General features: G+C 61.1%; 20 protein-coding genes, 2 tRNA genes and 1 rRNA gene. 13 read left to right on the top strand and 10 right to left on the bottom strand.

What is annotated here, in order from left to right; all coding sequences use genetic code 11:
• Positions 1-50: 50 nt before the first annotated feature.
• From REH59_RS05795 to REH59_RS05815, 5 genes are all read right to left on the bottom strand, one after another.
• The gene (locus REH59_RS05795; RefSeq protein WP_003254879.1) at positions 51-752 is read right to left on the bottom strand and encodes an ABC transporter ATP-binding protein; all 702 of its coding nucleotides are present in this window, start codon (positions 750-752) and stop codon (positions 51-53) included.
• On the bottom strand, positions 753-1,520 hold the full coding sequence (gene livG / locus REH59_RS05800) for a high-affinity branched-chain amino acid ABC transporter ATP-binding protein LivG (RefSeq protein WP_003254878.1): 768 nt from the start codon (positions 1,518-1,520) through the stop codon (positions 753-755).
• A complete protein-coding gene (locus REH59_RS05805; RefSeq protein ID WP_003254877.1) occupies positions 1,517-2,773 on the bottom strand; it encodes a high-affinity branched-chain amino acid ABC transporter permease LivM in 1,257 nt (418 codons plus the stop codon). The genes livG and REH59_RS05805 overlap by 4 nt, the downstream gene beginning before the upstream one ends.
• A complete protein-coding gene (gene livH, locus REH59_RS05810) occupies positions 2,770-3,693 on the bottom strand; it encodes a high-affinity branched-chain amino acid ABC transporter permease LivH (RefSeq protein WP_003254876.1) in 924 nt (307 codons plus the stop codon). The genes REH59_RS05805 and livH overlap by 4 nt, the downstream gene beginning before the upstream one ends.
• 185 nt (positions 3,694-3,878) lie before the next feature.
• Positions 3,879-4,994, bottom strand: coding sequence for a branched-chain amino acid ABC transporter substrate-binding protein (locus REH59_RS05815; protein ID WP_012051426.1), 1,116 nt, complete (start codon positions 4,992-4,994; stop codon positions 3,879-3,881).
• A gap of 360 nt (positions 4,995-5,354) precedes the next feature.
• Here REH59_RS05815 and REH59_RS05820 point away from each other — a divergent pair, with 360 nt between their 5' ends.
• Both REH59_RS05820 and REH59_RS05825 read left to right on the top strand, forming a co-directional pair.
• Positions 5,355-5,666: a DUF2288 domain-containing protein gene (locus REH59_RS05820; RefSeq protein ID WP_004576203.1), complete on the top strand. Its 312-nt coding sequence runs from the start codon at positions 5,355-5,357 to the stop codon at positions 5,664-5,666.
• A gap of 192 nt (positions 5,667-5,858) precedes the next feature.
• Positions 5,859-6,746: an NAD(P)-dependent oxidoreductase gene (locus REH59_RS05825; RefSeq protein ID WP_003254870.1), complete on the top strand. Its 888-nt coding sequence runs from the start codon at positions 5,859-5,861 to the stop codon at positions 6,744-6,746.
• Here the strand turns inward: REH59_RS05825 and REH59_RS05830 are convergent.
• Together REH59_RS05830 and rapA are read right to left on the bottom strand one after the other, a co-directional pair.
• Positions 6,646-8,910 (bottom strand): putative bifunctional diguanylate cyclase/phosphodiesterase, encoded by a 2,265-nt coding sequence (locus tag REH59_RS05830; protein ID WP_014860080.1) that lies wholly within the window; start codon positions 8,908-8,910, stop codon positions 6,646-6,648. The genes REH59_RS05825 and REH59_RS05830 overlap by 101 nt on opposite strands.
• 276 nt (positions 8,911-9,186) lie before the next feature.
• Positions 9,187-12,033, bottom strand: a complete 2,847-nt coding sequence (rapA, locus tag REH59_RS05835) for an RNA polymerase-associated protein RapA (protein ID WP_014860081.1) — start codon at positions 12,031-12,033, stop codon at positions 9,187-9,189.
• 150 nt (positions 12,034-12,183) lie between these two features.
• Between rapA and REH59_RS05840 the strand changes: the two genes are divergently transcribed.
• From REH59_RS05840 to REH59_RS05875, 8 genes are all read left to right on the top strand, one after another.
• On the top strand, positions 12,184-12,879 hold the full coding sequence (locus tag REH59_RS05840; RefSeq protein WP_014860082.1) for a M949_RS01915 family surface polysaccharide biosynthesis protein: 696 nt from the start codon (positions 12,184-12,186) through the stop codon (positions 12,877-12,879).
• A 63-nt stretch (positions 12,880-12,942) separates the two neighbouring features.
• Positions 12,943-13,272, top strand: coding sequence for a hypothetical protein (locus REH59_RS05845; protein WP_012051431.1), 330 nt, complete (start codon positions 12,943-12,945; stop codon positions 13,270-13,272).
• Between the two features lie 67 nt (positions 13,273-13,339).
• Entirely contained in the window at positions 13,340-13,501 is a 162-nt protein-coding gene (locus REH59_RS05850; protein ID WP_003254864.1) for a hypothetical protein, read from the top strand.
• Between the two features lie 135 nt (positions 13,502-13,636).
• Positions 13,637-13,753, top strand: coding sequence for a cytochrome c oxidase subunit CcoM (gene ccoM, locus REH59_RS05855; protein ID WP_003254862.1), 117 nt, complete (start codon positions 13,637-13,639; stop codon positions 13,751-13,753).
• A 205-nt stretch (positions 13,754-13,958) separates the two neighbouring features.
• The gene (locus REH59_RS05860; protein ID WP_003254861.1) at positions 13,959-15,947 is read left to right on the top strand and encodes an FUSC family protein; all 1,989 of its coding nucleotides are present in this window, start codon (positions 13,959-13,961) and stop codon (positions 15,945-15,947) included.
• Entirely contained in the window at positions 15,934-16,140 is a 207-nt protein-coding gene (locus REH59_RS05865; RefSeq protein WP_003254859.1) for a DUF1656 domain-containing protein, read from the top strand. Before REH59_RS05860 ends, REH59_RS05865 begins: the two co-directional genes overlap by 14 nt.
• 12 nt (positions 16,141-16,152) lie before the next feature.
• Complete coding sequence (locus REH59_RS05870; RefSeq protein ID WP_003254857.1) at positions 16,153-17,022, top strand: HlyD family secretion protein; 870 nt, start codon at positions 16,153-16,155, stop codon at positions 17,020-17,022.
• Positions 17,023-17,244: 222 nt separating this feature from the next.
• Positions 17,245-17,583, top strand: coding sequence for a DUF2025 family protein (locus REH59_RS05875; protein ID WP_003254855.1), 339 nt, complete (start codon positions 17,245-17,247; stop codon positions 17,581-17,583).
• 14 nt (positions 17,584-17,597) lie between these two features.
• Here the strand turns inward: REH59_RS05875 and REH59_RS05880 are convergent, their stop codons facing one another.
• From REH59_RS05880 to REH59_RS05890, 3 genes are all read right to left on the bottom strand, one after another.
• Positions 17,598-20,183 (bottom strand): bifunctional diguanylate cyclase/phosphodiesterase, encoded by a 2,586-nt coding sequence (locus REH59_RS05880; protein ID WP_012051436.1) that lies wholly within the window; start codon positions 20,181-20,183, stop codon positions 17,598-17,600.
• 51 nt (positions 20,184-20,234) lie between these two features.
• Complete coding sequence (locus REH59_RS05885) at positions 20,235-21,308, bottom strand: diguanylate cyclase (protein WP_014860085.1); 1,074 nt, start codon at positions 21,306-21,308, stop codon at positions 20,235-20,237.
• Positions 21,309-21,589: 281 nt separating this feature from the next.
• Positions 21,590-22,486, bottom strand: a complete 897-nt coding sequence (locus REH59_RS05890; RefSeq protein ID WP_014860086.1) for a formate/nitrite transporter family protein — start codon at positions 22,484-22,486, stop codon at positions 21,590-21,592.
• A 457-nt stretch (positions 22,487-22,943) separates the two neighbouring features.
• Here REH59_RS05890 and REH59_RS05895 point away from each other — a divergent pair.
• The 3 genes from REH59_RS05895 to REH59_RS05905 all read left to right on the top strand — a co-directional run bounded on the left by REH59_RS05895 (position 22,944) and on the right by REH59_RS05905 (position 24,716).
• Positions 22,944-24,480, top strand: a 16S ribosomal RNA gene (locus REH59_RS05895).
• A gap of 77 nt (positions 24,481-24,557) precedes the next feature.
• Positions 24,558-24,634, top strand: a tRNA-Ile gene (locus REH59_RS05900).
• Positions 24,635-24,640: 6 nt separating this feature from the next.
• Positions 24,641-24,716 (top strand) — tRNA-Ala (locus REH59_RS05905).
• The last annotated feature ends 141 nt before the right edge of the window (positions 24,717-24,857 follow it).

Genomic DNA, 24,857 nt, shown 5'->3' on the forward strand with positions numbered 1-24,857 from the left:
ACGATACACGTCCTGCGGGCAGAAAAAAGGGCCCGAAGGCCCTTTTTCATTCAACCCCCCAGGTAGGCATCGCGCACCTTCGGGTCGGTCAGCAGTGCCTCACCGGTGCCCTGCATCACCACCCGACCGTTCTCCAGCACATACGCCCGGTCAGCGATCTTCAGCGCCTGGTTGGCGTTCTGCTCCACCAGGAACACCGTCACGCCATCGCGGCGCAGCTGTTCGATGATGTCGAAGATCTGCTGGATGATGATCGGCGCCAGGCCCAGCGAAGGCTCGTCGAGCAGCAGCAGCTTGGGCTTGCTCATCAGCGCCCGGCCGATGGCCAGCATCTGCTGCTCGCCACCGGACATGGTGCCGCCGCGCTGGATGTAACGCTCTTTCAGGCGCGGGAACAGTTGCAGGACCTTGTCCAGTTGCTCCTGATAGTCGCCCTTGTCGGTGAAGAAACCGCCCATGGCCAGGTTTTCCTCGACCGTCAGGCGAGCGAACACGCGACGGCCTTCCGGCACTACCGCGATGCTTTTGCGCATGATGTGCGAGGAGGGCTGGCCGACCAGCTCTTCACCCAGGTACTTGATGCTGCCGCTGTGCGCCTGCGGCGAGCCGCACAGGGTCATCAGCAAGGTCGACTTGCCGGCACCGTTGGCGCCGATCAGGGTGACGATCTCGCCCTGGTTGATCTCCACGTTGACGCTGTGCAGCGCCTGGATCTTGCCGTAGAAAGTGGAAACGTTTTCGAACTTCAGCATTTACGCTTCCCCCAGGTAGGCTTTGATCACGTCAGGGTTGTCGCGGATCTCCTCCGGCGTGCCATGGGCCAGGGGGGTACCCTGGTTGATCACCACGATATGGTCGGAAATGCTCATCACCAGCTTCATGTCGTGCTCGATCAGCAGCACGGTGACGTTGTGCGACTCACGCAGGTAGGCGATCAGAGCCTTGAGGTCTTCGGTTTCCTTCGGGTTCAGGCCGGCTGCCGGTTCATCGAGCATGATGATGCGTGGCTGGGTCATCATGCAGCGGGCGATTTCGAGGCGGCGTTGCTGCCCGTAGGCGAGGGTGCCGGCCGTACGGTTGGCGAACTCGGTCAGGTTGACCTTCTCCAGCCAGTACTGCGCGCGTTCCATGGCCTCCTTCTCGCTGCGGCGGAAGCTCGGTGTCTTGAACAGGCCGGCGAAGAAGTTGGTGTTGAGGTGGCGGTGCTGGGCGATCAGCAGGTTTTCCAGTGCGGTCATTTCCTTGAACAGCCGCACGTTCTGGAAGGTCCGCACCACGCCCTTGCGGGCGATCTGGTGGCCGGCCAGGCCCTGAATCGGCTGGCCATCGAGCAGGATGGTACCGCCGCTGGGCTTGTAGAAGCCGGTCAGGCAGTTGAACACGGTGGTCTTGCCGGCGCCGTTCGGGCCGATCAACGCCACCACCTGTTTTTCCTTGACGGTCAGGGCCACGCCGTTGACCGCCAACAAGCCGCCGAAGCGCATGCTCAGGCCGCTGACTTGCAGAATTTCGCGGCTCATCGACGCAGCTCCATGTGTGGACGTTGCATAGGCAGCAGGCCTTGCGGACGCCAGATCATCATCAACACCATCAGCGCACCGAACATCAGCATGCGGTATTCGCTGAACTCACGCATCAGCTCAGGCAGCAGGATCATCACGATGGCCGCGAGAATCACGCCCAGTTGTGAACCCATGCCACCCAGCACGACGATGGCGAGGATGATCGCCGACTCGATGAAGGTGAACGACTCCGGCGTCACCAGGCCTTGGCGCGCGGCGAAGAAGCTGCCGGCGAAACCGGCGAAGCAGGCACCCAGGGTGAATGCCGAGAGCTTGATCACGGTCGGGTTCAGGCCCAGTGCACGGCAGGCGATCTCGTCTTCACGCAGGGCTTCCCAGGCGCGGCCGATCGGCATGCGCAGCAGGCGGTTGATCACGAACAACGCCAGCAGGGCCAGCAGCAGGGCCACCAGGTACAGGAAGATGACCTTGTTGATCGAGTTGTATTGCAGCCCGAAGAACTCGTGGAAGGTCTGCATGCCCTCGGCCGCACGGCGTTCGAAGGTCAGGCCGAAGAACTCCGGCTTGGGGATGTTGCTGATGCCGTTGGGGCCGCCGGTCCAATCGGTGAGGTTACGCAGGAACAGGCGGATGATCTCACCGAAACCGAGGGTCACGATCGCCAGGTAGTCACCACGCAGGCGCAGCACCGGGAAGCCGAGCAGGAAGCCGAAGGTGGCAGCCATCAGGCCGGCAATCGGCAGGCACACCCAGAAGCTCCAGCCCAGGTAATGCGAGAGCATGGCGTAGCTGTAGGCACCGACGGCATAGAAGCCTACGTAGCCGAGGTCGAGCAGGCCCGCCAGGCCGACCACGATGTTCAGGCCCAGGCCCAGCAACACGTAGATCAGGATCAGCGTGGCGATGTCGACCGCACCGCGAGAGCCGAAGAACGGCCATACCAGTGCCATCACGATCAACCCGATGATGACGTAGCGCTGGGTCTTGGGCAGGGTGAGGTAGTTGCTGACTGCCGGGGGGATCAGCTTGCGATCCGATCGGCGGCCCATCACCGAACTCCACTGCTTGTCGAACAGCACGCGCAGGAACATCAGCACCGAACACACGGCGATGATGCTGATGGTGAACGAGCCCTGACTGTGCACGACCAGGCTGATGCCGTCGATGCTCAGTTTCAGGCCCAGTACCGGGAAGGCCACGGCCCACACCAGCAAGGCGCTGAAGAACGCCTGTTTGAGATTTCTGTTCATACTTTTTCAACCTCCGGGCGGCCCAGGATGCCGGTCGGCCGGAATAGCAGGACAAGAACCAACAAGCCGAATGCCACCACGTCCTTGTACTGGTCGCCGAAGATATCGGCACCGAACGCTTCGGCCACGCCCAGCACCAGCCCGCCGAGCATGGCGCCCGGGATGCTGCCGATGCCACCCAGTACCGCCGCGGTGAAAGCCTTCAGGCCCACCAGGAAACCGGCGTTGGGGTTGATCACCCCGTACTGCATGCTCAGCAGCACGGCCGCCACGGCAGCCAGGGCGGCACCGATGACGAAGGTGAGGGCGATGATGTTGTTGGTGTTGATGCCCAGCAGGTTGGCCATCTTGATGTCCTCGGCACAGGCGCGGCAGGCGCGGCCCAGGCGGGAACGAGAGATGAACAGGGTGAGCAGGGTCATGGCCACCAGGGTGACAACGAACACCAGGACTTGCATGTAGCTGATCAGTACTTCTTCAGCACCGCCTGGTCCGAAGGAGAAACTCCCGGGGATCAGGTTGGGGATGGACTTGTCCTTGGAGTCCTGCGAAAGCAAGACCGTGTTCTGCAGGAAAATCGACATGCCGATGGCGGAAATCAGCGGGATCAGACGGTTGCTGTTGCGCAGGGGGCGGTAGGCAACCCGTTCGATGCTGTAGCCATAGGCACTGGTGACGAAGATCGTCGCGACGAAGGCGACGGTCATCAGGATCGGCAGCGAATGGATACCCATCATGGCCAGGCCCGCCAGGGCAATGAAGGCCACGTAGGAACCGATCATGTACACCTCGCCGTGGGCGAAGTTGATCATGCCAATGATGCCGTACACCATCGTGTAGCCGATGGCGATCAAGGCATAGGTGCTGCCGATGGTCAATCCATTAACCAGTTGTTGGAAGAAATGGTAGATCTCAGGCATTACAGCGCTCCTAAAAACCTGATTTGCATTTCACTGGCAGGGGTACGGCCAGGAAACCGCGGGTGACGGTTTTAAGATTTTCAGGTGAGCCTGCCCCCGGATCGCGGGGATCGGGCCCATGAACCTCATAAAACGAAGCCCACTGCTCGCACAGTGGGCTCGTAGGTCAGCTATTAGTCACGCAGTTACTGAGGGGAGACTTCGGTCTTCGGCTTGCCGAAGTGCCATTCGTAGACCACGAACTTGAAGTCTTTCAGGTCGCCTTTGTCGTCGAACGACAGTTCGCCGGTCGGGGTCTTGAAGGTGCCTTTGTGGATGGCCTCGGCCACCTTGTCGGTATCATCGGAACCGGCTTTCTTGATGCCTTGAGCGATCAGCTCGACAGCCGAGTAGGCAGGGAATACGAACGGGCCACTTGGGTCCTTGCCGTCAGCCTTGATGGCGTCGACGATCTTCTTGTTCGCCGGGTCTGCGTCGAACGATTTCGGCAGGGTGACCAGCAGGCCTTCGGAAGCGTTCTGGGCGATCTGCGAAATGGAGTCGTTGCCCACGCCTTCCGGACCCATGAACTTGGCTTTCAGGCCTTTTTCCTGAGCCTGGCGCAGGATCAGGCCCAGCTCTGGGTGATAGCCGCCGTAGTAGACGAAGTCGACGTTGTTCTGCTTGAGCTTCTGGATGATCGAGGAGAAGTCCTTGTCACCGGCATTCAGGCCTTCAAAGACGGCAACCTTGGTGCCTTTCTTCTCAAGGGTTTGCTTGACGGCGGTGGCGATGCCTTCACCGTACTGCTGCTTGTCGTGCAGGACGGCAACGACCTTCGGCTTGACGTGGTCGGCGATGTAGTTGCCGGCGGCCGGGCCCTGGGCGCTGTCCAGGCCGATGGTGCGGAAGATCAGCTTGTAGCCACGGGCGGTGATTTCCGGCGAAGTGGCGGCCGGGGTGATCATGATCACGCCTTCGTCTTCGTAGATGTCGGACGCAGGCTGGGTGGAGCTGGAGCACAGGTGGCCGACCACGAACTTGACGCCGTCGTTGACCACTTTGTTGGCGACTGCCACGGCCTGTTTAGGGTCGCAGGCGTCGTCGTATTCCTTGGCTTCGAGCATCTTGCCATCCACGCCGCCCGCGGCGTTGATATCCTTGATGGCTTGCTTGGCGCCGATGAACTGCATGTCGCCGTACTGGGTCACAGGACCCGTCTTGGGACCGGCGATGCCGATCTTGATGGTATCGGCGGCAAACGAATGGCTGGCTACCCCGGCCAGTACCATTGCGGCGAACAGCTTGGAAATCTTGATCATAGTGCTCCACTCATTCTGTTGTAATTCTTATAGTCCTGGCGGCCAGGGCTACAGACCGGGCGGGATTTGCGGCGTGGCCATGCCAACGCGCTAGCCCACCTTCCCCCGGAACATGTCCCGGAACTGTACCGGTACAGTGTAGAGCGCTGTTCGAGCGCTTGAAAAGCGGTCGAAAAGTGCGTCTTTCCTGCGTTGTCGCTTGATCGACAGAAAGATACAGAAAGGCGCCATCAAACTGCCTGCATCTGCGATCCCGCCCCACAACTTCGGGGTCAATCGACCAAATTACATATTTGAAACCGGGTTTTTCTGCAAAAATGCCGGCCTTTTTTATTGACCGATTTTTTGCGGATACCACCCATGACTGATCAAACAAGCACCCTCTATGCCAAATTGCTTGGCGAGACGGCAATCATCGAGTGGAAAGCGCTGGAGCGTTTTTGGGCCAAGGGTGACCTGATTTGGGTCGACCCCTGCCTTGACCTGATCGCCGTTGCTGAGGCGATGGCCGAGAATCGCAGCGAGATCTTCGCCAAGTGGCGTAGTGATGGCACTGTTGGGCCGGTATCGGCCGAGCAGGCATTGGACCTGCAAAGCCGCGACCCAGAGATCTGGGCGGTGGTGGTTTCGCCGTTCATCGTGATACAGGTGAAGGGCCAGGAAGAAGCGTGATCTTTTTTGGTGCGCAAAAATACGCATCAGCTCCGTTTTGGTGCTTGAAAGCGATCAAGGCGGGTAGAGGGAAGTAACAATTCGGCGTGGCGGTAACAGTTTACGGGATGCGTAATGTGGCCGCCGTTCTGGCAGGCGCCAACGGAATCGTAGCCCGCCTGGGAAATGTTCGAATCAGTCAGGAGTTTATCGATGAGCACTGCACTACCTTCGCTTGGATTCGCCGGCATCGGCCTGATGGGCCTGCCCATGTGCCGCCGCCTGCTGGCAGCGGGCTATCCGCTGACGGTATGGAACCGCAGCCCGGACAAGTGCGCCGCACTGGTCGCTGCTGGCGCGCGCCTGGCCAGCAGCCCGGCCGAATTGTGCCGTGACAGCGACATGGTATTACTGTGCCTGGCCGACACGGCGGTGGTGCGTGAGGTGGTGTTTGGCGAGCAAGGCATTGCCCAGGGCGGGCGCAGCGGCCAGTTGCTGATCGATTTCTCTAGCCTGGAACCCACCGCCACCCGTGAAATGGCTGCCGAACTGGCAGCACTGTGCGGCATGGCCTGGCTGGATGCACCTGTCTCTGGCGGTACGCCCGGTGCCGAAGCGGGCACGCTGGCGATCATGGTGGGCGGTGAAGCGGCCGATCTGCAGCGTGCACGCCCGGTGCTGGAGGTGCTTGGTCAGCGCGTGACGCATATGGGCGCGGTAGGCACGGGACAGGTGACCAAGGCGTGCAACCAGATGATCGTCGCGTGCAATGCCCTGGTAATTGCAGAAGTGGTGGCACTGGCCGAACAGTCGGGCGTGGACGCGACGCTGATCGCTGAGGCGCTGGCGGGTGGCTTTGCCGATTCCAAGCCATTGCAGATTCTTGCGCCGCAAATGGCCGAGAGCCGCTTCGAGCCAATCAAGTGGCACGTACGCACGCTGCTCAAGGACCTCGATGGCGCGGTCAAGTTTTCCCGCGAGCAAGGCTCGGCGACGCCGCTCAGTGGCCTTGCCGCGCAACTGATGCGCTTGCACGGTAGCCAGGGTTACCTGCAAAAAGATCCGGCGACCCTGGTAGAGCTGTATCGCAACAAGGTGTGATCCGGCCGTTCTGGCGCTGCAACCGCTCCAGCAGTGGGCGCAACTCGGCCAGCGGTACGGGGCGCCCCAACAGGTAGCCCTGCAGGTAGTCGCAGCCATGGCTTTCGAGGAACGCCTGCTGTTCGGCGGTTTCCACGCCCTCGCTGACTACCCGCAGGTGCAGGGTATGCGCCATGGCGATGATCGCCTGGACAATTTCCCGGTCTTTCTGGCTGCCCGGTACATCCTGCAGGAAGGTGCGGTCGATCTTCAGCACATCCAGCGGCAGGCGCTTGAGGTAAGCCAGTGACGAGTAGCCGGTACCAAAATCATCGATCGAAAGTGCCACCCCCAAAGCCCTGACGCGTTTGAGCAGGCTGACCGTGCGCTGGATATCGCCCACCAGGGCGTTCTCGGTCACCTCCAGCTCCAGGTGGCGCGGCGCAAGGGCGGCGTGGAACAGCGCCTTTTCTACTTCCTTAGGCAGTTCGTCGTGGCTGAGGGTGACTGCCGAGCAATTGACCGTGACCTGGACCTCGCCGTAGCCGTGGCGCTGCAAGTGGGCCAGGTCGGCACAGGCATGGCGCAGCACCCACAGGTCAAGGTCGATGATCAGGCCGTTGGCTTCGGCAATGCCGACAAAACGGTCGGGCCCGAGCAGGCCGTGTTGAGGATGCTGCCAGCGTACCAGCGCTTCCAGTTTGGCCACTTGCCCGCTGCGCAGGTCGAAGATCGGCTGGTAGTGCACACACAGCCCGCGCTCTTCGAGCAGCGCCAGGCGCAGCTCTTCTTCCAGTTGCAAGGCGATCGACGCGCGAGCCTTCAGGCTGTCATTGAAGAAATTCAGGCTGTTGCGCCCGTTGTCCTTGGATTGGTAGAGGGCCAGGTCGGCATGCTTGAGCAACTCTTCGGCTGTGCCGCCATCGTCCGGGAAGATACTTATACCAATGCTGGTGGTCATGACCATGCGCCGCCCGCCCAGGTCGATGGGGTCTTTCATCCGTTGCATGATGCGCTGGGCCAGGTGGCGGGCTTCGTCGCGGCTGTTCAGGCTGGTGACCACACAGAACTCGTCGCCACCAAAACGCGCAACCAGGTCGTGGCTGCGGGTAGCGGCCTTGATGTGGTGGGCGATTACCTTGAGCAGCTCGTCACCGGCGTCGTGGCCGAGGCTGTCGTTGATGCGCTTGAAATGGTCGATGTCGAGAAACATCACGGCCAGGCGGTTTTCGCTGGCCTGAGTTTCGACCAGGCGCTCGGCGAACACCTGGTTGAATCCGCGGCGGTTGAGCAGGTTGGTCAGGGCATCATAGTGCGCCGCCTGCTGCAGCGAAGCGCGGGCCTGGTCCAGTTGGCTGAGCAGTACGCTGACCCGGCGCAGGTCGTGCTCCTTGCTTTGCAGCTTCTTGTCGGCCAGTGCGGCGCTGATGCTGGCGCCACTGATCAGCAGGGTGATGAAGCCGATGCCCAGTCCCAGCTGCAGGCTGTTGTCGCCAGACGGCAGGCGCAGTGCGGTATCGGCAGGGATGATCAAGGTCATGGCCGACATCGCGGTGAAATGAGTGGCGACGATGCCGCCCGCCATCAGCAGGCTGGCGCCGTACTTCATGGCCTGGTACAGGGTGCCGCTGCCATTGCGCAAGTAGCGGGCCAGGTACAGCGAGGTCAGGGCGGTGAGCAGGGCAATGGCGGCAGAGGCAAGTAGCAAGCCGGTTTGGTAGTACTGGCGGGCACCCGTTTCCATCGCGGCCATGCCGACAAAATGCATGAGGATGATGCCCAGGCCGATCAGCCCTGCGCTCAGCACGAAGTGGTGCGCGCGCATCTTGCTGCGTTCGAGGCTGTGCATGGCCAGCCAGGCCACGCCCAGTGCGATGAGCAGCGAAAGAATGGTCAGGGATACGTCGTAGTGCACGTCCACCGGGGCCCGAAAGGCCAGCATGCTGATGAAGTGCATGGCCCATATGCCGCCTGCCAGGCAGCAAGCTCCAAGCATGTTCCATTGCCGGTGGGCGGTGGGGTCGTCGCTGTGGGACTGGCGCTCGGCCATGTCGAGGGTGGCGAAACAGGCCGCGCAAGCAACGCAATAGGCGAGCAGAACCAAGAGCGGTTCATGACGGCAGTCGATGACGATGCGCCCGGTTGCGGGAAGATCGGCGAACAGTTGCAGCCCCAGCCATTCCATGGAATGCCTCTTGATCGAGTTTTCACTCGTCTGCGCTACAACCCTGTGCAGACTGTCCAGAGGCAGTATAGGAAGGAGTGCTTAAGCCTTCCTGACTAATGGCACAATGATTTCTACGATTTGGTTATAACTCCAATCGCAGTGAGGAATAAATTTGGGGCCCTGATGCCTTCCTGTGGGAGCGGGCGAGCCCGCGAAGCATCCACTGCGATGGATGCCACCGGCTTCGCCGGTGTTCGCGGGCGTGCCCGCTCCCACAAGGGCGCGGGGCCTGCGTTAGCCAGCCACCAGCACGCGAATGGCTTCCAGGCGCAGGGCGGCCTTCTCCAGCATTGCCAGGCCATCTTCGCGCCGCTTGCGCAGGGCGTCGATTTCGCTGTCACGCACACTTGGGTTGACCGCTTGCAATGCCACCAGGCGCGCCAGCTCTTCGTCGGCCTCGGCTGTCAGGCGGCGCTGGGCTTCGGCCACGCGCTCGTTGTGGGCCGGCAGGATCTTCTCCTCGCCGCCACTGATACGCTTGGCCAGCACATCGCGCTGGGCCTGGACGAACTTGTTGGCGCTGGCGCGCGGTACGCTCTCGAGCTGGTCGTTGAGGGTTTCGAAGGCCACGCGTGACGCCAGGTCGTTGCCATTGGCGTCGAGCAGGCAGCGCAGTGCCGCCGGCGGCAGGTAGCGGCCCAGTTGCAGGCTGCGGGGTGCCACCACCTCGCTGACGAACAGCAGTTCAAGCAGTACGGTGCCTGGTTTGAGCGCTTTGTTCTTGATCAACGCCACGGCGGTGTTGCCCATCGAGCCTGACAGCACCAGATCCATGCCACCCTGCACCATCGGGTGCTCCCAGGTGAGGAACTGCATGTCCTCGCGTGACAGCGCCTGGCCACGGTCATAGGTGATGGTCACGCCTTCATCGTCGCCCAGCGGGAAGCTGGCATCGAGCATCTTCTCGCTCGGCTTGAGGATCAGTGCGTTCTCGGAATGGTCTTCGCTGTCGATGCCGAAAGCGTCGAACAGGGTTTCCATGTAGATCGGCAGGGCGAACTGGTCGTCCTGTTCGAGAATGGCCTCGACCAGCGCCTGACCTTCGCCGGCGCCGCCGGAATTGAGCTCCAGCAGGCGGTCACGGCCAGTGTGCAGTTCGGCTTCCAGGCGCTCGCGCTCGCTGCGGGCGTCGGCCACCAGGGTATCCCAGGCCTTGTGATCGCCGCCTTCCAACAGCGGCAGCAGGCGTGGGCCGAACTGGTGCTGCAGGGCATTGCCGGTGGGGCAGGTGTTGAGGAAGGCGTTGAGCCCTTCGTGGTACCACTGGAACAGGCGCTCTTGCGGGCTGTCTTGCAGGTACGGGATGTGCAACTGGATAGTGTGCTTCTGACCAATCCGGTCAAGGCGGCCGATGCGCTGTTCGAGCAGGTCGGGGTGCGCTGGCAGGTCGAACATCACCAGGTGATGAGCGAACTGGAAGTTGCGGCCTTCGCTGCCGATTTCCGAGCAGATCAGCACCTGGGCGCCAAACTCTTCATCGGCAAAGTAGGCAGCTGCACGGTCGCGCTCGAGGATGCTCATGCCTTCATGGAACACCGAGGCCGGGATGCCGGAGCGCACGCGCAGGGCGTCCTCCAGGTCCATGGCGGTTTCGGCGTGGGCGCAGATCACCAGCACTTTGGTGCGCTTGAGCATCTTCAGGGTGTCGATCAGCCAGTCGACGCGTGGGTCGAAACGCCACCAGCGCTCGTCATCGGCCACTTCACCCTGGGCCTGGAAGGCAACTTCCGGGTACAGCTCGGCGTGCTCGCCGGCTGGCAGGTCGCGGTATTGCTCGGGCGTGGGCAGCGGGTAGGGGTGCAACTGGCGCTCGGGGAAGCCCTGGATCGCCGCACGGGTGTTACGGAACAGCACGCGGCCGGTGCCGTGGCGATCCAGCAGCTCGCGAATCAGCCGCGCGCTGGCCTGGGTGTCGCCGTCGCTGACTGCAGCCAGCAGGGCTTCGCCTTCGGCACCCAGGAAGCCCAGGATGGTGGCGTGGGCCTTGGGTGACAGACGGCCCTCGTCGAGCAGTTCCTGCACCGCCTCGGCTACCGGGCGGTAGTGTTCGCTCTCGGCGCGGAAAGCGGCCAAGTCATGAAAACGGTTGGGGTCGAGCAGGCGCAGGCGGGCGAAGTGGCTGTCCTGGCCAAGCTGCTCGGGGGTGGCGGTGAGCAGCAGTACGCCCGGAATCACTTGGGCCAGTTGCTCGACCAGGCCGTATTCAGCGCTGACCTGGTCTTCGTGCCAGACCAGGTGGTGGGCTTCGTCGACGACCATCAGGTCCCAGCCAGCGGCAAACAGTGCGTCCTGGGCCTTTTCGTCGTCGACCAGCCACTCCAGGGCAACCAACGCCAGTTGGGCATCCTCGAACGGGTTGCTGGCGTCGCTTTCGATGAAGCGCTCGGCGTCGAACAGCGCCACTTGCAGATTGAAGCGCCGGCGCATTTCCACCAGCCACTGGTGCTGGAGGTTTTCCGGCACCAGGATCAGTACGCGGCTGGCGCGACCCGACAGCAGCTGGCGGTGAATGACCAGGCCGGCTTCGATGGTTTTGCCCAGGCCCACTTCGTCGGCCAGCAGAACGCGTGGGGCGCTGCGGTCGGCGACTTCGCGGGCAATGTGCAGTTGGTGGGCGATGGGCTGTGCGCGGCAGCCGCCCAACCCCCACAGTGCCGACTGCATCTGCTTGCTGGTGTGCTGCAGGGTGTTGTAGCGCAGGCTGAACCACGACAGTGGGTCTATCTGCCCGGCGAACAGGCGGTCGCTGGCCAGGCGGAACTGAATGAAGTTCGACAACTGGGTTTCGGGCAGGGTGCGAGGCTGGTTCTGCCCGTCCAGGCCGTGGTAGACCATCAGCCCGTCGATGTCCTCGACTTCGCGTACGGTCAGCTTCCAGCCTTCGAAGTGGGTGATCTGGTCACCTGGCGAGAAGCGCACGCGGGTCAGCGGCGCATTGCGCAGGGAATACTGGCGGGTGTCGCCAGTGGCCGGGTAGAGCACGGTCAACAGGCGGCCATCCTGCGCCAGGATGGTACCCAGGCCGAGCTCTGCTTCGCTGTCGCTGATCCAGCGTTGCCCCGGTTGATACTGCTGCGCCATACTGCCTGAACTCCCGCGATGAAAAAGCCGATTATGTTAACGGATCGGCCGGTCAGACCAAAGTGCCGAGAGCACCGAAAGGTATCGAAAGGCACAGTCTAGTCGTTTCATCGCCCTGCACAGCGCCGCCGATGAGGGCCCCGGATCAACATGTCTGCCAAGCACCGCTGGATCAGCGCTTCGATGGCCGTGGGCAGCCTGGTGCTGCTGAGCGCCTGCGAGCAGAAAAACTTTGAGACATTGCCCCCCATTCCGATGGAGCAGCTTGAGGTACTGGGCGTGCAGACGCCGATAAAGAGCGTGCACTTTCGTGACAGTGACGGCGAAGGGCTGTTGGTCCTGAGCCGCAGCGATGGCCAGGCCAGCGACCTGGAAAGCGAACAGGAAGTGGACAAGGTGGTGCTCAAGGCCACCTTGTACGGGCGCACGGCCGAGAACGACACCTTCAAGGCGCGTTGGCAGGTCGAGCAGGAAACGACCTGCCCGGGGCTGGACCTGGACGTGGACTTCTATAATGACGTCAGTGATGTGAGCGACCTGAACAAGAATGGGGTGGCCGAGATAACGGTGGCCAGCCATGCGTTCTGCGGCGGCGGTATCGACCCGCATGACATCGCCATCGAGATGCGTGAAGGGCAGGCCAGTTACACCATTACCGGCCAGTCGCTGATCACCCCGGCGGGCGAGGAACCGATCGGTGGTGAGCGCGAGGACAGCGCTTCGCTGAAAGCCGCGCCGAAGGTGTTACGCGATCATATGGATGCGGTTTGGCAACAGGTGTACAAGCGGCCCTGGAGCGAGGCCAGTCCGCCAGTCGACGACGAGCCGGGTGACGAAGCCGAGTAAATGTTGTCCATGACATCAAGGTAAAGCTGCGCCTGCCGATACAGGGGGCATAGGAGAACGTCCATGCTGCCGCCGATCATTCCGCTCAGTGCCGCCCCGGTCACCTCGCAACAGGACCCGGTCAAGCCAACCCCCGATATCAAGCCGGTGGTGCCGACGCAGCCTGCGTCCGGCGAAAGTGCCATTGACCTCAAGCGCCAGCGCGACCCGCAGGAGCAGGTATTGTTGCTGCGCGATGAACAGCGCCGCCAGCAGCAACGCCGCGATAAGGGCGAGCAGGAACGCTACGATGCCGTCCCGGGTGACGAGGTCAATGCCGACAATACCGTGCCGGTAGCGCCATTGATGGGCGAGCATGTACGCCAAGGACTGCTGGTGGACATCGAAGTCTGATACGGGGCTGGTCAGCGCCTGCGCCTGGCTTCATCATGCATTTCTCTGTTGATCGTCGAGCCCACCCATGAGCCAAGACAACCTCATCGATTTCGATGCCGAACGTGCCAAGCGCGTCCACGACCTCAAGGAAAAGCGGCTGAACGAAATGCGCAATGCTTTCGAGCAGGCCCTGCCTTTGAGTACCAGCAAGAAAAAGAAGCCCAAGGGCAAACCTAAGAAGCGTTGAAACTTGACGCAGGTCAACCCTGCGCCCCCCTCGCGTGCCCGGCCTCGGGCACCATTGACACTGATCAATTTTCCCCGCCGCCACATTGGTTAACGTGTACCCATCGGACAACGGCAAACGAATGGGGAGGCCAGCATGTTCTTCGACAACGTGGTTATCGCCGGTGTGGTAACGGTCGGGCTGATGGTCGCCTTCTTTGCCGGTCTGGGCATTTTCATCTGGAAGGACTCGAACAAGCGCAAGCCGCGCTGACCTTCCGGGTACACGAGCACGCAAGGCATTTAGGGCGACTTCGGTCGCCCATTTTTTTTGCCTGCATTTTTTATTGCCTGAGCTGTCGCTCTCGGTACAGGCCAATCGCATATACATGATTAGCTAGCTAATTAATCGTTTCCGCTTTATTCTGCTCATCATTGTCTATCTTTTCAGCAAGACTTTTCCCCGCAAGGTCCGCCTCGTGCCCATCACCTTTCAGGCCCTGTTCGCGCCCAGCAGCCTCGCCCTCAAGTTTGCCATCAAGACCCTGCTCGGTGGCGGCCTGGCGTTGTGGCTGGCGATGCGCTGGGGGCTGGAGCAACCCTCCTGGGCATTGATGACTGCTTTCATCGTCGCCCAGCCGCTATCGGGCATGGTGGTGCAGAAAGGCTTGGCGCGGTTAGCCGGCACGTTGGTCGGCACAGTCATGTCAGTGCTGTTCATCGGCCTGTTCGCCCAGACCCCCGGGCTGTTCCTGCTTGCCTTGGCGCTGTGGCTGGCCCTGTGTACCGCCGCGTCCACCCAGTTGCGCAGCGCCTGGGCCTATGCTTTCGTGCTGGCCGGCTACACCGCAGCGATCATTGCCTTGCCGGCCATTGACCACCCCCTGCAGGTATTCGACCAGGCCGTGGCGCGCTGTACCGAGATCTGCCTGGGTATTTTCTGTGCAACAGCCAGCAGTGCCTTGCTCTGGCCCATGCGGGTCGAGCAGCAACTGGGCGGGCAGGCACGGCAGGCCTGGCAGAACGGCCTGCAGGCCGCCAGAGCCATGCTGGGCGGAGAGGACGAGGCGCGCAAGGGCCTGCTGGAAAGCCTGGGACGCATCGTTGCCATCGACAGCCAACGTGAACATGCCTGGTTCGAGGGCAATCGCGGGCGCCAACGTGCCCGTGCCATTCGTGGCCTTAGCCAGAAACTGCTGGTGTTGTTGCGTATTTCCCGTTCGGTGCGCCGCCAGTGGCGGCAACTGGATGAGTGTGAGGTCGAGCACCTGACGCCCTGGTTGCAGGAAGTGCGTACGCTGCTCGACCAACCCGACCAGCCCAGCCTGTTGTTGTTGCGTCAGCGTATCTGGGATGCCGCACACGACGAGCAGATCAGTTCGGCGGAGCACTTCTGCCTGGCGCGCATGGCCCTGCTATTGGACTATGCCATGGCCGCCAGCCAGGCACTTGAGGATGTGGAGGCGGGCAGGGCGCCCAAGGACGTGTCCCAGGGGCTGGCCGTGCACCGAGACTGGTCGCTGGCCTTGCTGTTCGGCTCGCGCAGTGCGCTGGCCTTCCTGGTAATGAGTGGTTTCTGGCTGGCCACGGCCTGGCCTTCGGCACCGGGTGGCCTGGTGCTGACCTGCGTGGTCTGCAGCCTGTTCGCCAGTCGCGAAAACGGCGCACAGATCGGCCTGAGTTTTCTGCGCGGGATATTCCTGGCGATACCGGCGGCGTTTCTGGTCGGGCAGATCATGCTGCCGCAATGGAGCAGTTTCGCCATGCTCTGCCTGGGCATGGGCGTGCCACTGTTTCTTGGTGCACTGGGCATGGCCCATCCGCGTACCGGGGCTACGGCCACTTCCTATTGCCTGCACTTCATTGTGCTGGTGTCGCCGCTCAACGCCATGCAGTTCGGCGTGGCGACCATGTTGAACAGTGCCTTGGCCATGCTGGTGGGGGTGTCGGCAGCGGTCATGGCCTTCCGCTTGCTGGTGTTCCGCCACCCGGCCTGGCTGGGCCGGCGCTTGCGTGCTGCAACGCAGAACGACTTGGTGCGCCTGACCCGGCGCGACCTGCGCGGGGCTGACAGCTGGTTTGGCGGGCGCATGGCCGACCGGCTGATGCAACTGGCGCGGCATGCCAGTGAATTACCGGAAGGCGAACGCAAACGCTGGGATGACGGCCTGCACGGGCTGGATATCGGCGACGAACTGGTGCACCTGCGCATGTGCCTGGCGGTCGCCCAGGCCCCTTTGGGGCGGGCCGAGCGCGAGTACCTGCAACACGTGGAGGCAGTGCTGGCCAAAGGGCCGGCTGCCGGGCGTGGGCAGCGGCTGGATGCTGCCAGTGAGCAGTTCATTGCAGCCTTGCGTCGGCTGCCAGCCAGCGACCCGCTTCGCCTGGCCGAAGGGGCGGTACTGCAATTGCAGAAAAGCTGGGGCAAATGGTGCCGCTGGCAGGAGGACACCCATGGGTTTGCGTGAGTGGGAAGTGGGCGGTGTGCTGCTCAGCCCGTTTCTGCTTTATGTGTTGTTGGCGCTGCTGCTCACCGGCCTGCTGCGCCTGGTGGTGCAGGCCACACCGTTGGGGCGCTGGATCTGGCATGAAGCGCTGTTCGACGCAGCGCTGTTCGTCTGTGTGTTGTTCCTGGTGGTACGCCTGCTGGGAACTTTATAAAGGAGTGTTTCGATGCGTGCGGCCGTACGTATTCTGGTGACCCTGTGTGTGGTGGCCCTGGCCGTGTTGGCCGGCTACCAGCTGTGGCAGTACTACATGCTCACCCCATGGACGCGCGATGCCCGTGTGCGCGCCGATGTGGTGGTGATTGCGCCTGACGTGTCTGGCTGGGTTCGCGAACTCAAGGTTCATGACAACCAGCAGGTCAAGGCTGGCGACCTGTTGATGAGCATTGACCGCGAGCGCTTCCAGGCCGCGTTCGATCAGGCCAGCGCGGTGACCGAGACCCGCGCCCAGCAATTGCGCTTGCGCGAGCGTGAAGCAGCCCGGCGTACTGCCTTGGGGCCAGAGGCGATCAGTGCCGAGTTGCGTGAAAACGCCCAGATCAATGCCGCCATCGCGCGTGGCGAGTTGCATGAGGCCGAGGCGCAGTTGCAGGTGGCCAGGATCAACCTGGCGCGCAGTGAGGTGCGGGCACCGCGCAGCGGGCATATCACCAATCTGCGTCTGGCCGAAGGCAATTATGTGAACACCGGGGAATCGGTGATGGCGCTGGTGGATGATTCGACGTTCTACATCCAGGCCTATTTCGAGGAAACCAAGCTGCCGCGCATTCGCGTTGGGGACACTGTGAAGGTGTGGCTGATGGGCACGGGTGAACCGATGCAGGGGCACGTGGAGAGCATCAGCCGCGGCATCACCGACCGCAACAGCAACCCGGACAGCCAGTTGCTGCCGGAGGTAGAGCCGACCTTCAACTGGGTACGACTGGCCCAGCGCATACCCGTGAGGATTCGCCTGGATCAGGTGCCGGAAGGGCTGACCTTGAGTGCGGGTATGACGGCGAGTGTGCAAGTGCATGAGGACCGCGACCCGCAGTGATGGTGCTGCCCAATAGACAGAGATGTAACGGTCGAAGCGGTACAGCCGGGGCGTGTGGTGAAGGCAGTACAGCTTGAGTTCGTCGACGACGTTGGGCAGGCACGAAAAAATTTGGCGAACGGCCCGCCAGTTGCGTTAGGCTGCCGCTGTGAGTTGCCCGACAGAGGCAACCCTTCTTCCGCCAGGCGTGCGTATCTTCCGATTTCATTGCGAGGTTACGTCATGGCCATCACTTCCCAGGATATCTGCAACGCCGCCGATCAGCTAAAGGGCTTTGTCGGTTTTCACGGCAAGCGCGGTGTTCATATCGTGCGTTTCTCCGAGGACGCGTTCGGCATGGACGTGGCCGACGCCAGTATCACCCCCTGCAGCGAGTTTGTCTGGCGGCCCGAGCAAGGGCAGCGCATGGCGTTGTGCCGCGAACGGCTGTCGCTGTTGCTGGATCAGCATGTGGATGACCGCTTGAACATTGGTGAACCGCTGCGCGCCTACCTGCGCCGCTGTGATCTGCCCGAAATCGTGGCGCAGCGCAGCCTGCAGCAGCACACCCAGTCTGTTTAGGAGCAAGGCCGCGTCTACAAGGGTTGTGCAGTGCTTTGGGAGGTTTGGTGCAACAACGCCGCCAATCCGGCGCTGTCCAGGGGCATGCTCAGGTAATAGCCTTGCACTTCATGGCAGCGATCGTTTTCCAGCGCCTTGAGTTGATGTTCGCTTTCCACGCCTTCGGCTGTCACTGTCAGCCCCATCGCCTCACCCAGGTTGATGATGGCCTGGACCACAGCGCGGTCGCTGCCGCCGTTGTTGTTCAGGCCGCTGATGAAGCGTTTGTCGATCTTGATGCTGTCGAACGGGTAAGTACGCAGGTAGCCCAACGACGAATAGCCGGTGCCGAAATCATCCATGTTCAGGCGCACCCCTAGCTCCTTGAGCGACAGCATGGTGCCTAGCGCGCCCTCGATGTCGTTGAGCATCACGTTCTCGGTAATCTCCAGTTCCAACCGCTGGGCGGGGAAGGCCGTGTCGAGCAAAATTTCGCGCACGTCGGCTACCACATCGCTGCGCAAGAACTGCGCAGGCGACAGGTTGACCGAAACCAGCACGTCGGCTGGCCAGTCATGGGCAGTGCGGCAAGCTTCGCGAAGCACCCAGCGGCCCAGCGCAACAATGATGTCGCTCTGCTCGGCCAACGGAATGAAGGTGTCCGGCCCCAGTAACCCTTCCTGTGGATGCCGCCAGCGCACCAAGGCCTCGACCGCGACGATACGCAGGTCGTCGAGGCGGTAGCGCGGCTGGTAATGCAACTCGAACTCCTCATTGCGCAGGGCCCGGCGCAGGTCGTTCTCCAGCTGGCGGCGGTACTGGATCTGCTGGTTCATTTCGGCAACGAAGTAGCGCCATGTGTTCTTTCCATCGGCCTTGGCCTGGTACAGGGCGATGTCGGCGCAGCGGATCAGCTCACCTGCATCGAAGCCCTGGTTACGCGTCTGGGCAACGCCAATGCTGGCACCGATGTGCAGCGGCTGGCTTTCGAAGACGATGGGTTGCTGCAGCAGGCCGATCAGGCGCGCACAGAAGCGGTCGATCTCGCTGCTGTTGTCCATACCGCTGAGTACCAGGATGAACTCGTCGCCGCCCAGACGCGCGACCAGGTCGCCATCGCGGGTGGTGTCGCGCAGGCGCGTTGCCACTTCTTGCAGCACGGCATCTCCGGCGGCATGACCGAGCGAGTCGTTGATCGGCTTGAAGTTGTCCAGGTCCAGCAGCAACAAGGTCAGCGGCGGCGAGTCACTGCCGCGCAACAAGGCCTGCTCCAAGTGCCGGGCGAGTTTGTTGCGGTTGGCCAGCCCGGTCAGTGGGTCGTGCAGCGAAAGATGCTGGATGCGCGCGTGGGCGTCGACTTCGTCGGTGATATCGCTGGCGGTACCCCGAAAACCGATGGCCTTGCCATCGCGCCAGATAGCGCGGGCGGATATCCGGCAGTAGCGGTTTTGGCCATTCTGGTCGCGGTAAGTGCAGCGCAGGTTGGCCAATTGCTGCGGGTCGGCGGTAGCCAGGGCGTCGAGCCAAGGTGACAACGGCGTGGTGTCGCAGGCCAGCAACTGGTTGAGCGGGTGGCCCAGCCAGCCGTCTACCGGGTAGCCGGTGACGTTGGCGAAGCGTTGCGACAGGTAGGTCAGGCGTTGATGCCGGTCGGTTTCCCAGATCCAGTCGGATGCCGATTCGGCCACCGCGCGGAAACGCTGCTCGCTGGCCTCCAGGGCCTGGTTGCTTTGTTGCAGATGCACGAGCGTGAGGCCGATTGCCCGGGAGCTGCGCAAGGCATGGCGGAACAGGTACAGCATCACCAGGCCAAGTATCAGTAGTGCGCACAACAGTGCTGGCAACACTGCCCGCAGCATCTGACGCCCCGGCAGTGGGCTGTTCCAGGTCAGATGGTAGCCGGTGTCGCCCAGGTCGATGCGCAGGTGGCTGTGATCCTGCATATCCTCCTTTTCCACGTGCATGCCCGTCAGGCCGGCGCCGTTGCCCAACTGCGCCAGTTTGCTTTCGGTGAGCTGGTCAATGAACAGCATCACCGGCGCCTGACTCACCTCGCTGTCGGTAACCTCCCGGTCCGGGCGCACGGCTGCTGCACTGAGTGCGGCCGGCCAGCCATTGAACAGCACGAAATGGGTGATTTGCTCGCGTGAAACTGCTGCCGCGCGGGCTTGTTCGATGATCGGCTGCAGCGGTGTGTCTATGTAGGTGTTGGCACCTGCCTGGCTGGGCTGGCCTTTGAACAAGGCATAGGTGGTGCGGTCGTTTTCCACTACGAACACCCCTTCGTAGCCGCTGGCGCTGTACAGCGACTCACCTATGTTTTTTTCCTCGTAGGCCCATTGCCAGTCGGCTTGGCCCGACAAGTGCTCGAAGGCTGCATCCCATACGGCATAGCTGGACAGAAACTGGCGCGAGGCGAGCAGCCGTTGTTCCAGCGCCTGGTTCGCATGGAAGGCGCTACGCTGGCGCTCCTGTTGGTCGAGTGTGCTGGCGATATTGAACAGAGCGCCGAGAATGACCAGGCAAGCCAGGCCGAACACTGCGCTGAAACCGGCAATGAGGTGGCGCACCTGAAAGCGCGGTGTGGGGCTAGCGGGTAGAAGCTTGGCGGTCCTGGCCATGCGCGAGCGGCTCCTTCAGGCAACCTCCCGCCAGGCAGACAGGAAGGAGGTTCAATCAGGATAGGCCAGCCTGAGCGCGGCAGCTTCACCGCGGGCAAAATTGACCTGATCGCGGCCAGCGTGCTTGGCGATGTACAGCGCCTTGTCCGCCTGTTCGAGCCAGTGCTCGGGGGACTCGAGGTTGGCCTCGAAGGGTGACAGGCCGATACTCAGGCTGATGCGCAGGTGCGGTAACTGTGGGTTGCGGTAGCTGGAAACCCGCTCGCGCAGACGCTCCATGACTTGGCAGGCCTGGGCTTCACTGGTTTCGGGCAGGATCACGCAGAATTCGTCGCCGCCGTAACGCCCGGCCTGGTCGCCCTCGCGCAAACTGCGCCGCAGCTCAGCGCTGAGCTGGCGCAGTACACAGTCGCCGACCACATGGCCAAAGGTGTCGTTGATGGTCTTGAAGTGATCGATGTCGATCAGGGCAATCACCGCGTGCTCCTGTCGCTGCTTGCACGCCTGGAACTTGAGCTGCAGCAGGTCCTTCCAGGCGCCGTGGTTGAACAGCCCGGTCAGGCTGTCGGTGAGGCTCAGGTCGCTCAGCCGGCGCTTGTGGTCGCCCAGCTTGATCGCAAGCTGGTAGCACACCCAGCCCAAGGCCAGTGGGTACAGCGCCAGCATTGGCAGGCACGCATAGACCTGCAGGGGCGTGGCGATCAATTGCAAGCCAGGGCCAAGCAGCAGGATGGCGGCGAGCATGCCAGCCAGTTGCGCCAGCGCTCCGCGAAAGACCATGCGCTTGCCGCCGGCGGCGACGTTGTTCATCGTCATCATCGACAGCACGGTCACGCTGGGTAGCGGGTTGAAGTGCATGGCGGCAGTCCAGAACCCGCCCATCAGCGAGTCCAGCAGAAGGTTGCGCTGTTCCGCCTGGTAAGGCGTTGCCGAGCGGGCAGCCCACTGGTAGGCCACGTGCGGCCACAGCAAACCATTGAACAGTACTAGCAGCCATGTCCAGGAGGGGGGCGACAGCGGCGCAATCGCCGCCATGACAGTGAACAGGCCGATTCCCAGGCCAATGACCCGCGGCAGGTAGATGCGCTTGACGAATGAAAGCCCTTTGCCGATGCGATTGTCCATAATGCTGATCTTCTTCTGCCGGTGTACCGTTCATCGCATAATTCGGATGAATATTGTTGAACAGTGTTACATCGGCGAGAAATGACCTTACAAGCCAATTCACGGTTGATTCGATCACTGTGGTGGGCCGTCGATAACCAGGCTCAGGTGCGACTGGGCGCGCCGCGGACGGGAGCGGGGTAACCTGGAGTCACCGCATGGCGGGCAGAACGGATGTGTAGCCCTGGCCCATGAGTAAGCAGGGCCAGGGGCATGAGCTCACCGTAGCGGCACGCTGATTATCATTTTGGCTCATGTCTGCTGCGCGCGGACTGGGGCTGGTCGTCGTTCAGAAGCCGCGAGGGTGGTTTGCCACTGTCACTGCGCACTTGCGCATGGCTGATCAAGGCGAAGATGAAACTGCCACCGATGATGTTGCCCGCCAGCGTCGGCAGTGCAAATTCCAGCCAGAAACGGCTCCAGGTTTCGTCGCCAGCCCACACCAGGTAGGACACTTCGACTGACCCCACCACTATATGAGTGAAATCGCCAAGGGCCATCAGGTAGGTGATCATCAGAATGATCCAGATCTTGGCGTGCTCCATTGAAGGGATCATCCAGACCATGGTGGCAATCATCCAGCCTGAGACTATGCCCTTGGCGAACATCTGGCTGATGTCGTTCTTCATTACCTTGCGACCGACCTCCAGGAATGCCACATCGGTCTTGCTGTCGAAGATCGGCAGTTCCAGCATCACCCAGGCTACCAGCAGGGTGCCTGCCAGGTTGCCAAACAACACCACGCCCCAGAGGCGTAGCAGTCGTCCGAAGTTGGCCAGCGTAGGGGCGGTCATGACGGGCAGCACGGCGGTGAGCGTATTTTCGGTGAACAGTTGCTGGCGTGCCAGGATCACGGCAAGAAAGCCCGCACTGTAGCCGATGCTGGCGACCACCTGGGCACCATCGCCTTCCGGCAGGCGGGCGTAGAATAGCCCCATGGCCATCAACGACAGCCCCATGGACAGGCCGGCGGCAAGTGCCGACCACCACAACGCGGCAAGTGTACGTTCCAGTTCCTGGTCGCCCTGGTAGCGAATGATTTCGTGCAGCACAGCCGCCCGCGGCGGTTGGCTGTGGCTGACCTCCTGCTCTTCATCTGCAGAGAGGCCGGGGGTTTTCTCGCTTTGCCCATTGCTCATGGCCGCTACGCTCCGTGGTGTGTTTCTTTACAGATCCACGGCGCTTTCATTAGTTGCCGGTTAGCGGCAAAACGTTGATGGAAAAGTTTTTCAGAACAAGGTGTTGACTCTGATTTCAAAGCGCGTATTATTCGCCTCCTCGCAGCGATGAACGCTTCGGGGCAAGCGGTAAGTTGTTGAAGTTGTTAGCTTTCGAAAGAAAGCGGTGGTAAAAAACTTCAAAATAAACGCTTGACAGGCTCTGAGGAAAGCGTAGAATGCGCGCCTCGGTTGAGACGAAAAGCTCTTAACCAAACGCTCTTTAACAAATTGAATCAAGCAATTCGTGTGGGTGCTTGTGAGTACGGACTGATAGTCAAAAAGATTATCAGCATCACAAGTGACCATGCGAGAAATCACATAGTCATTTGAGATTGCTGAGCCAAGTTTAGGGTTTCTTAAAAACCCAAGCAGTATTGAACTGAAGAGTTTGATCATGGCTCAGATTGAACGCTGGCGGCAGGCCTAACACATGCAAGTCGAGCGGATGACGGGAGCTTGCTCCTTGATTCAGCGGCGGACGGGTGAGTAATGCCTAGGAATCTGCCTGGTAGTGGGGGACAACGTTTCGAAAGGAACGCTAATACCGCATACGTCCTACGGGAGAAAGCAGGGGACCTTCGGGCCTTGCGCTATCAGATGAGCCTAGGTCGGATTAGCTAGTTGGTGGGGTAATGGCTCACCAAGGCGACGATCCGTAACTGGTCTGAGAGGATGATCAGTCACACTGGAACTGAGACACGGTCCAGACTCCTACGGGAGGCAGCAGTGGGGAATATTGGACAATGGGCGAAAGCCTGATCCAGCCATGCCGCGTGTGTGAAGAAGGTCTTCGGATTGTAAAGCACTTTAAGTTGGGAGGAAGGGCAGTAAGTTAATACCTTGCTGTTTTGACGTTACCGACAGAATAAGCACCGGCTAACTCTGTGCCAGCAGCCGCGGTAATACAGAGGGTGCAAGCGTTAATCGGAATTACTGGGCGTAAAGCGCGCGTAGGTGGTTTGTTAAGTTGGATGTGAAAGCCCCGGGCTCAACCTGGGAACTGCATCCAAAACTGGCAAGCTAGAGTACGGTAGAGGGTGGTGGAATTTCCTGTGTAGCGGTGAAATGCGTAGATATAGGAAGGAACACCAGTGGCGAAGGCGACCACCTGGACTGATACTGACACTGAGGTGCGAAAGCGTGGGGAGCAAACAGGATTAGATACCCTGGTAGTCCACGCCGTAAACGATGTCAACTAGCCGTTGGAATCCTTGAGATTTTAGTGGCGCAGCTAACGCATTAAGTTGACCGCCTGGGGAGTACGGCCGCAAGGTTAAAACTCAAATGAATTGACGGGGGCCCGCACAAGCGGTGGAGCATGTGGTTTAATTCGAAGCAACGCGAAGAACCTTACCAGGCCTTGACATGCAGAGAACTTTCCAGAGATGGATTGGTGCCTTCGGGAACTCTGACACAGGTGCTGCATGGCTGTCGTCAGCTCGTGTCGTGAGATGTTGGGTTAAGTCCCGTAACGAGCGCAACCCTTGTCCTTAGTTACCAGCACGTTATGGTGGGCACTCTAAGGAGACTGCCGGTGACAAACCGGAGGAAGGTGGGGATGACGTCAAGTCATCATGGCCCTTACGGCCTGGGCTACACACGTGCTACAATGGTCGGTACAGAGGGTTGCCAAGCCGCGAGGTGGAGCTAATCTCACAAAACCGATCGTAGTCCGGATCGCAGTCTGCAACTCGACTGCGTGAAGTCGGAATCGCTAGTAATCGCGAATCAGAATGTCGCGGTGAATACGTTCCCGGGCCTTGTACACACCGCCCGTCACACCATGGGAGTGGGTTGCACCAGAAGTAGCTAGTCTAACCTTCGGGAGGACGGTTACCACGGTGTGATTCATGACTGGGGTGAAGTCGTAACAAGGTAGCCGTAGGGGAACCTGCGGCTGGATCACCTCCTTAATCGACGACATCAGCCTGCTGATGAGCTCCCACACGAATTGCTTGATTCATTGTCGAAGACGATCAAGACCCTATATAGGTCTGTAGCTCAGTTGGTTAGAGCGCACCCCTGATAAGGGTGAGGTCGGCAGTTCAAATCTGCCCAGACCTACCAATATGCGGGGCCATAGCTCAGCTGGGAGAGCGCCTGCCTTGCACGCAGGAGGTCAGCGGTTCGATCCCGCTTGGCTCCACCACTTGCTGTACCTTGATCAAACTCAGAAATGAGCATTCGTGTCGAATGTTGATTTCTGGCTTTTGTCAGATCGTTCTTTAAAAATTCGGATATGTGATAGATATAGACTGAACACCAGTTTCACTGCTGGTGGATCAGGCTA

This window comes from Pseudomonas sp. BO3-4, assembly GCF_034044115.1.
GTDB lineage: Bacteria > Pseudomonadota > Gammaproteobacteria > Pseudomonadales > Pseudomonadaceae > Aquipseudomonas > Aquipseudomonas alloputida.

Bases quoted from the DNA above. Each gene is read 5' to 3' on its own strand.
- REH59_RS05875 (WP_003254855.1), top strand. From the start codon at position 17,245: ATGGCCATCACTTCCCAGGATATCTGCAACGCCGCCGATCAGCTAAAG.
- livH (WP_003254876.1), bottom strand. From the start codon at position 3,693: ATGCCTGAGATCTACCATTTCTTCCAACAACTGGTTAATGGATTGACC.
- REH59_RS05830 (WP_014860080.1), bottom strand. From the start codon at position 8,910: ATGGAATGGCTGGGGCTGCAACTGTTCGCCGATCTTCCCGCAACCGGG.
- livG (WP_003254878.1), bottom strand. From the start codon at position 1,520: ATGAGCCGCGAAATTCTGCAAGTCAGCGGCCTGAGCATGCGCTTCGGC.
- ccoM (WP_003254862.1), top strand. From the start codon at position 13,637: ATGTTCTTCGACAACGTGGTTATCGCCGGTGTGGTAACGGTCGGGCTG.
- REH59_RS05795 (WP_003254879.1), bottom strand. From the start codon at position 752: ATGCTGAAGTTCGAAAACGTTTCCACTTTCTACGGCAAGATCCAGGCG.
- REH59_RS05820 (WP_004576203.1), top strand. From the start codon at position 5,355: ATGACTGATCAAACAAGCACCCTCTATGCCAAATTGCTTGGCGAGACG.
- REH59_RS05885 (WP_014860085.1), bottom strand. From the start codon at position 21,308: ATGGACAATCGCATCGGCAAAGGGCTTTCATTCGTCAAGCGCATCTAC.
- REH59_RS05805 (WP_003254877.1), bottom strand. From the start codon at position 2,773: ATGAACAGAAATCTCAAACAGGCGTTCTTCAGCGCCTTGCTGGTGTGG.
- REH59_RS05815 (WP_012051426.1), bottom strand. From the start codon at position 4,994: ATGATCAAGATTTCCAAGCTGTTCGCCGCAATGGTACTGGCCGGGGTA.
- REH59_RS05825 (WP_003254870.1), top strand. From the start codon at position 5,859: ATGAGCACTGCACTACCTTCGCTTGGATTCGCCGGCATCGGCCTGATG.
- rapA (WP_014860081.1), bottom strand. From the start codon at position 12,033: ATGGCGCAGCAGTATCAACCGGGGCAACGCTGGATCAGCGACAGCGAA.
- REH59_RS05840 (WP_014860082.1), top strand. From the start codon at position 12,184: ATGTCTGCCAAGCACCGCTGGATCAGCGCTTCGATGGCCGTGGGCAGC.
- REH59_RS05845 (WP_012051431.1), top strand. From the start codon at position 12,943: ATGCTGCCGCCGATCATTCCGCTCAGTGCCGCCCCGGTCACCTCGCAA.
- REH59_RS05870 (WP_003254857.1), top strand. From the start codon at position 16,153: ATGCGTGCGGCCGTACGTATTCTGGTGACCCTGTGTGTGGTGGCCCTG.
- REH59_RS05880 (WP_012051436.1), bottom strand. From the start codon at position 20,183: ATGGCCAGGACCGCCAAGCTTCTACCCGCTAGCCCCACACCGCGCTTT.
- REH59_RS05850 (WP_003254864.1), top strand. From the start codon at position 13,340: ATGAGCCAAGACAACCTCATCGATTTCGATGCCGAACGTGCCAAGCGC.
- REH59_RS05865 (WP_003254859.1), top strand. From the start codon at position 15,934: ATGGGTTTGCGTGAGTGGGAAGTGGGCGGTGTGCTGCTCAGCCCGTTT.
- REH59_RS05890 (WP_014860086.1), bottom strand. From the start codon at position 22,486: ATGAGCAATGGGCAAAGCGAGAAAACCCCCGGCCTCTCTGCAGATGAA.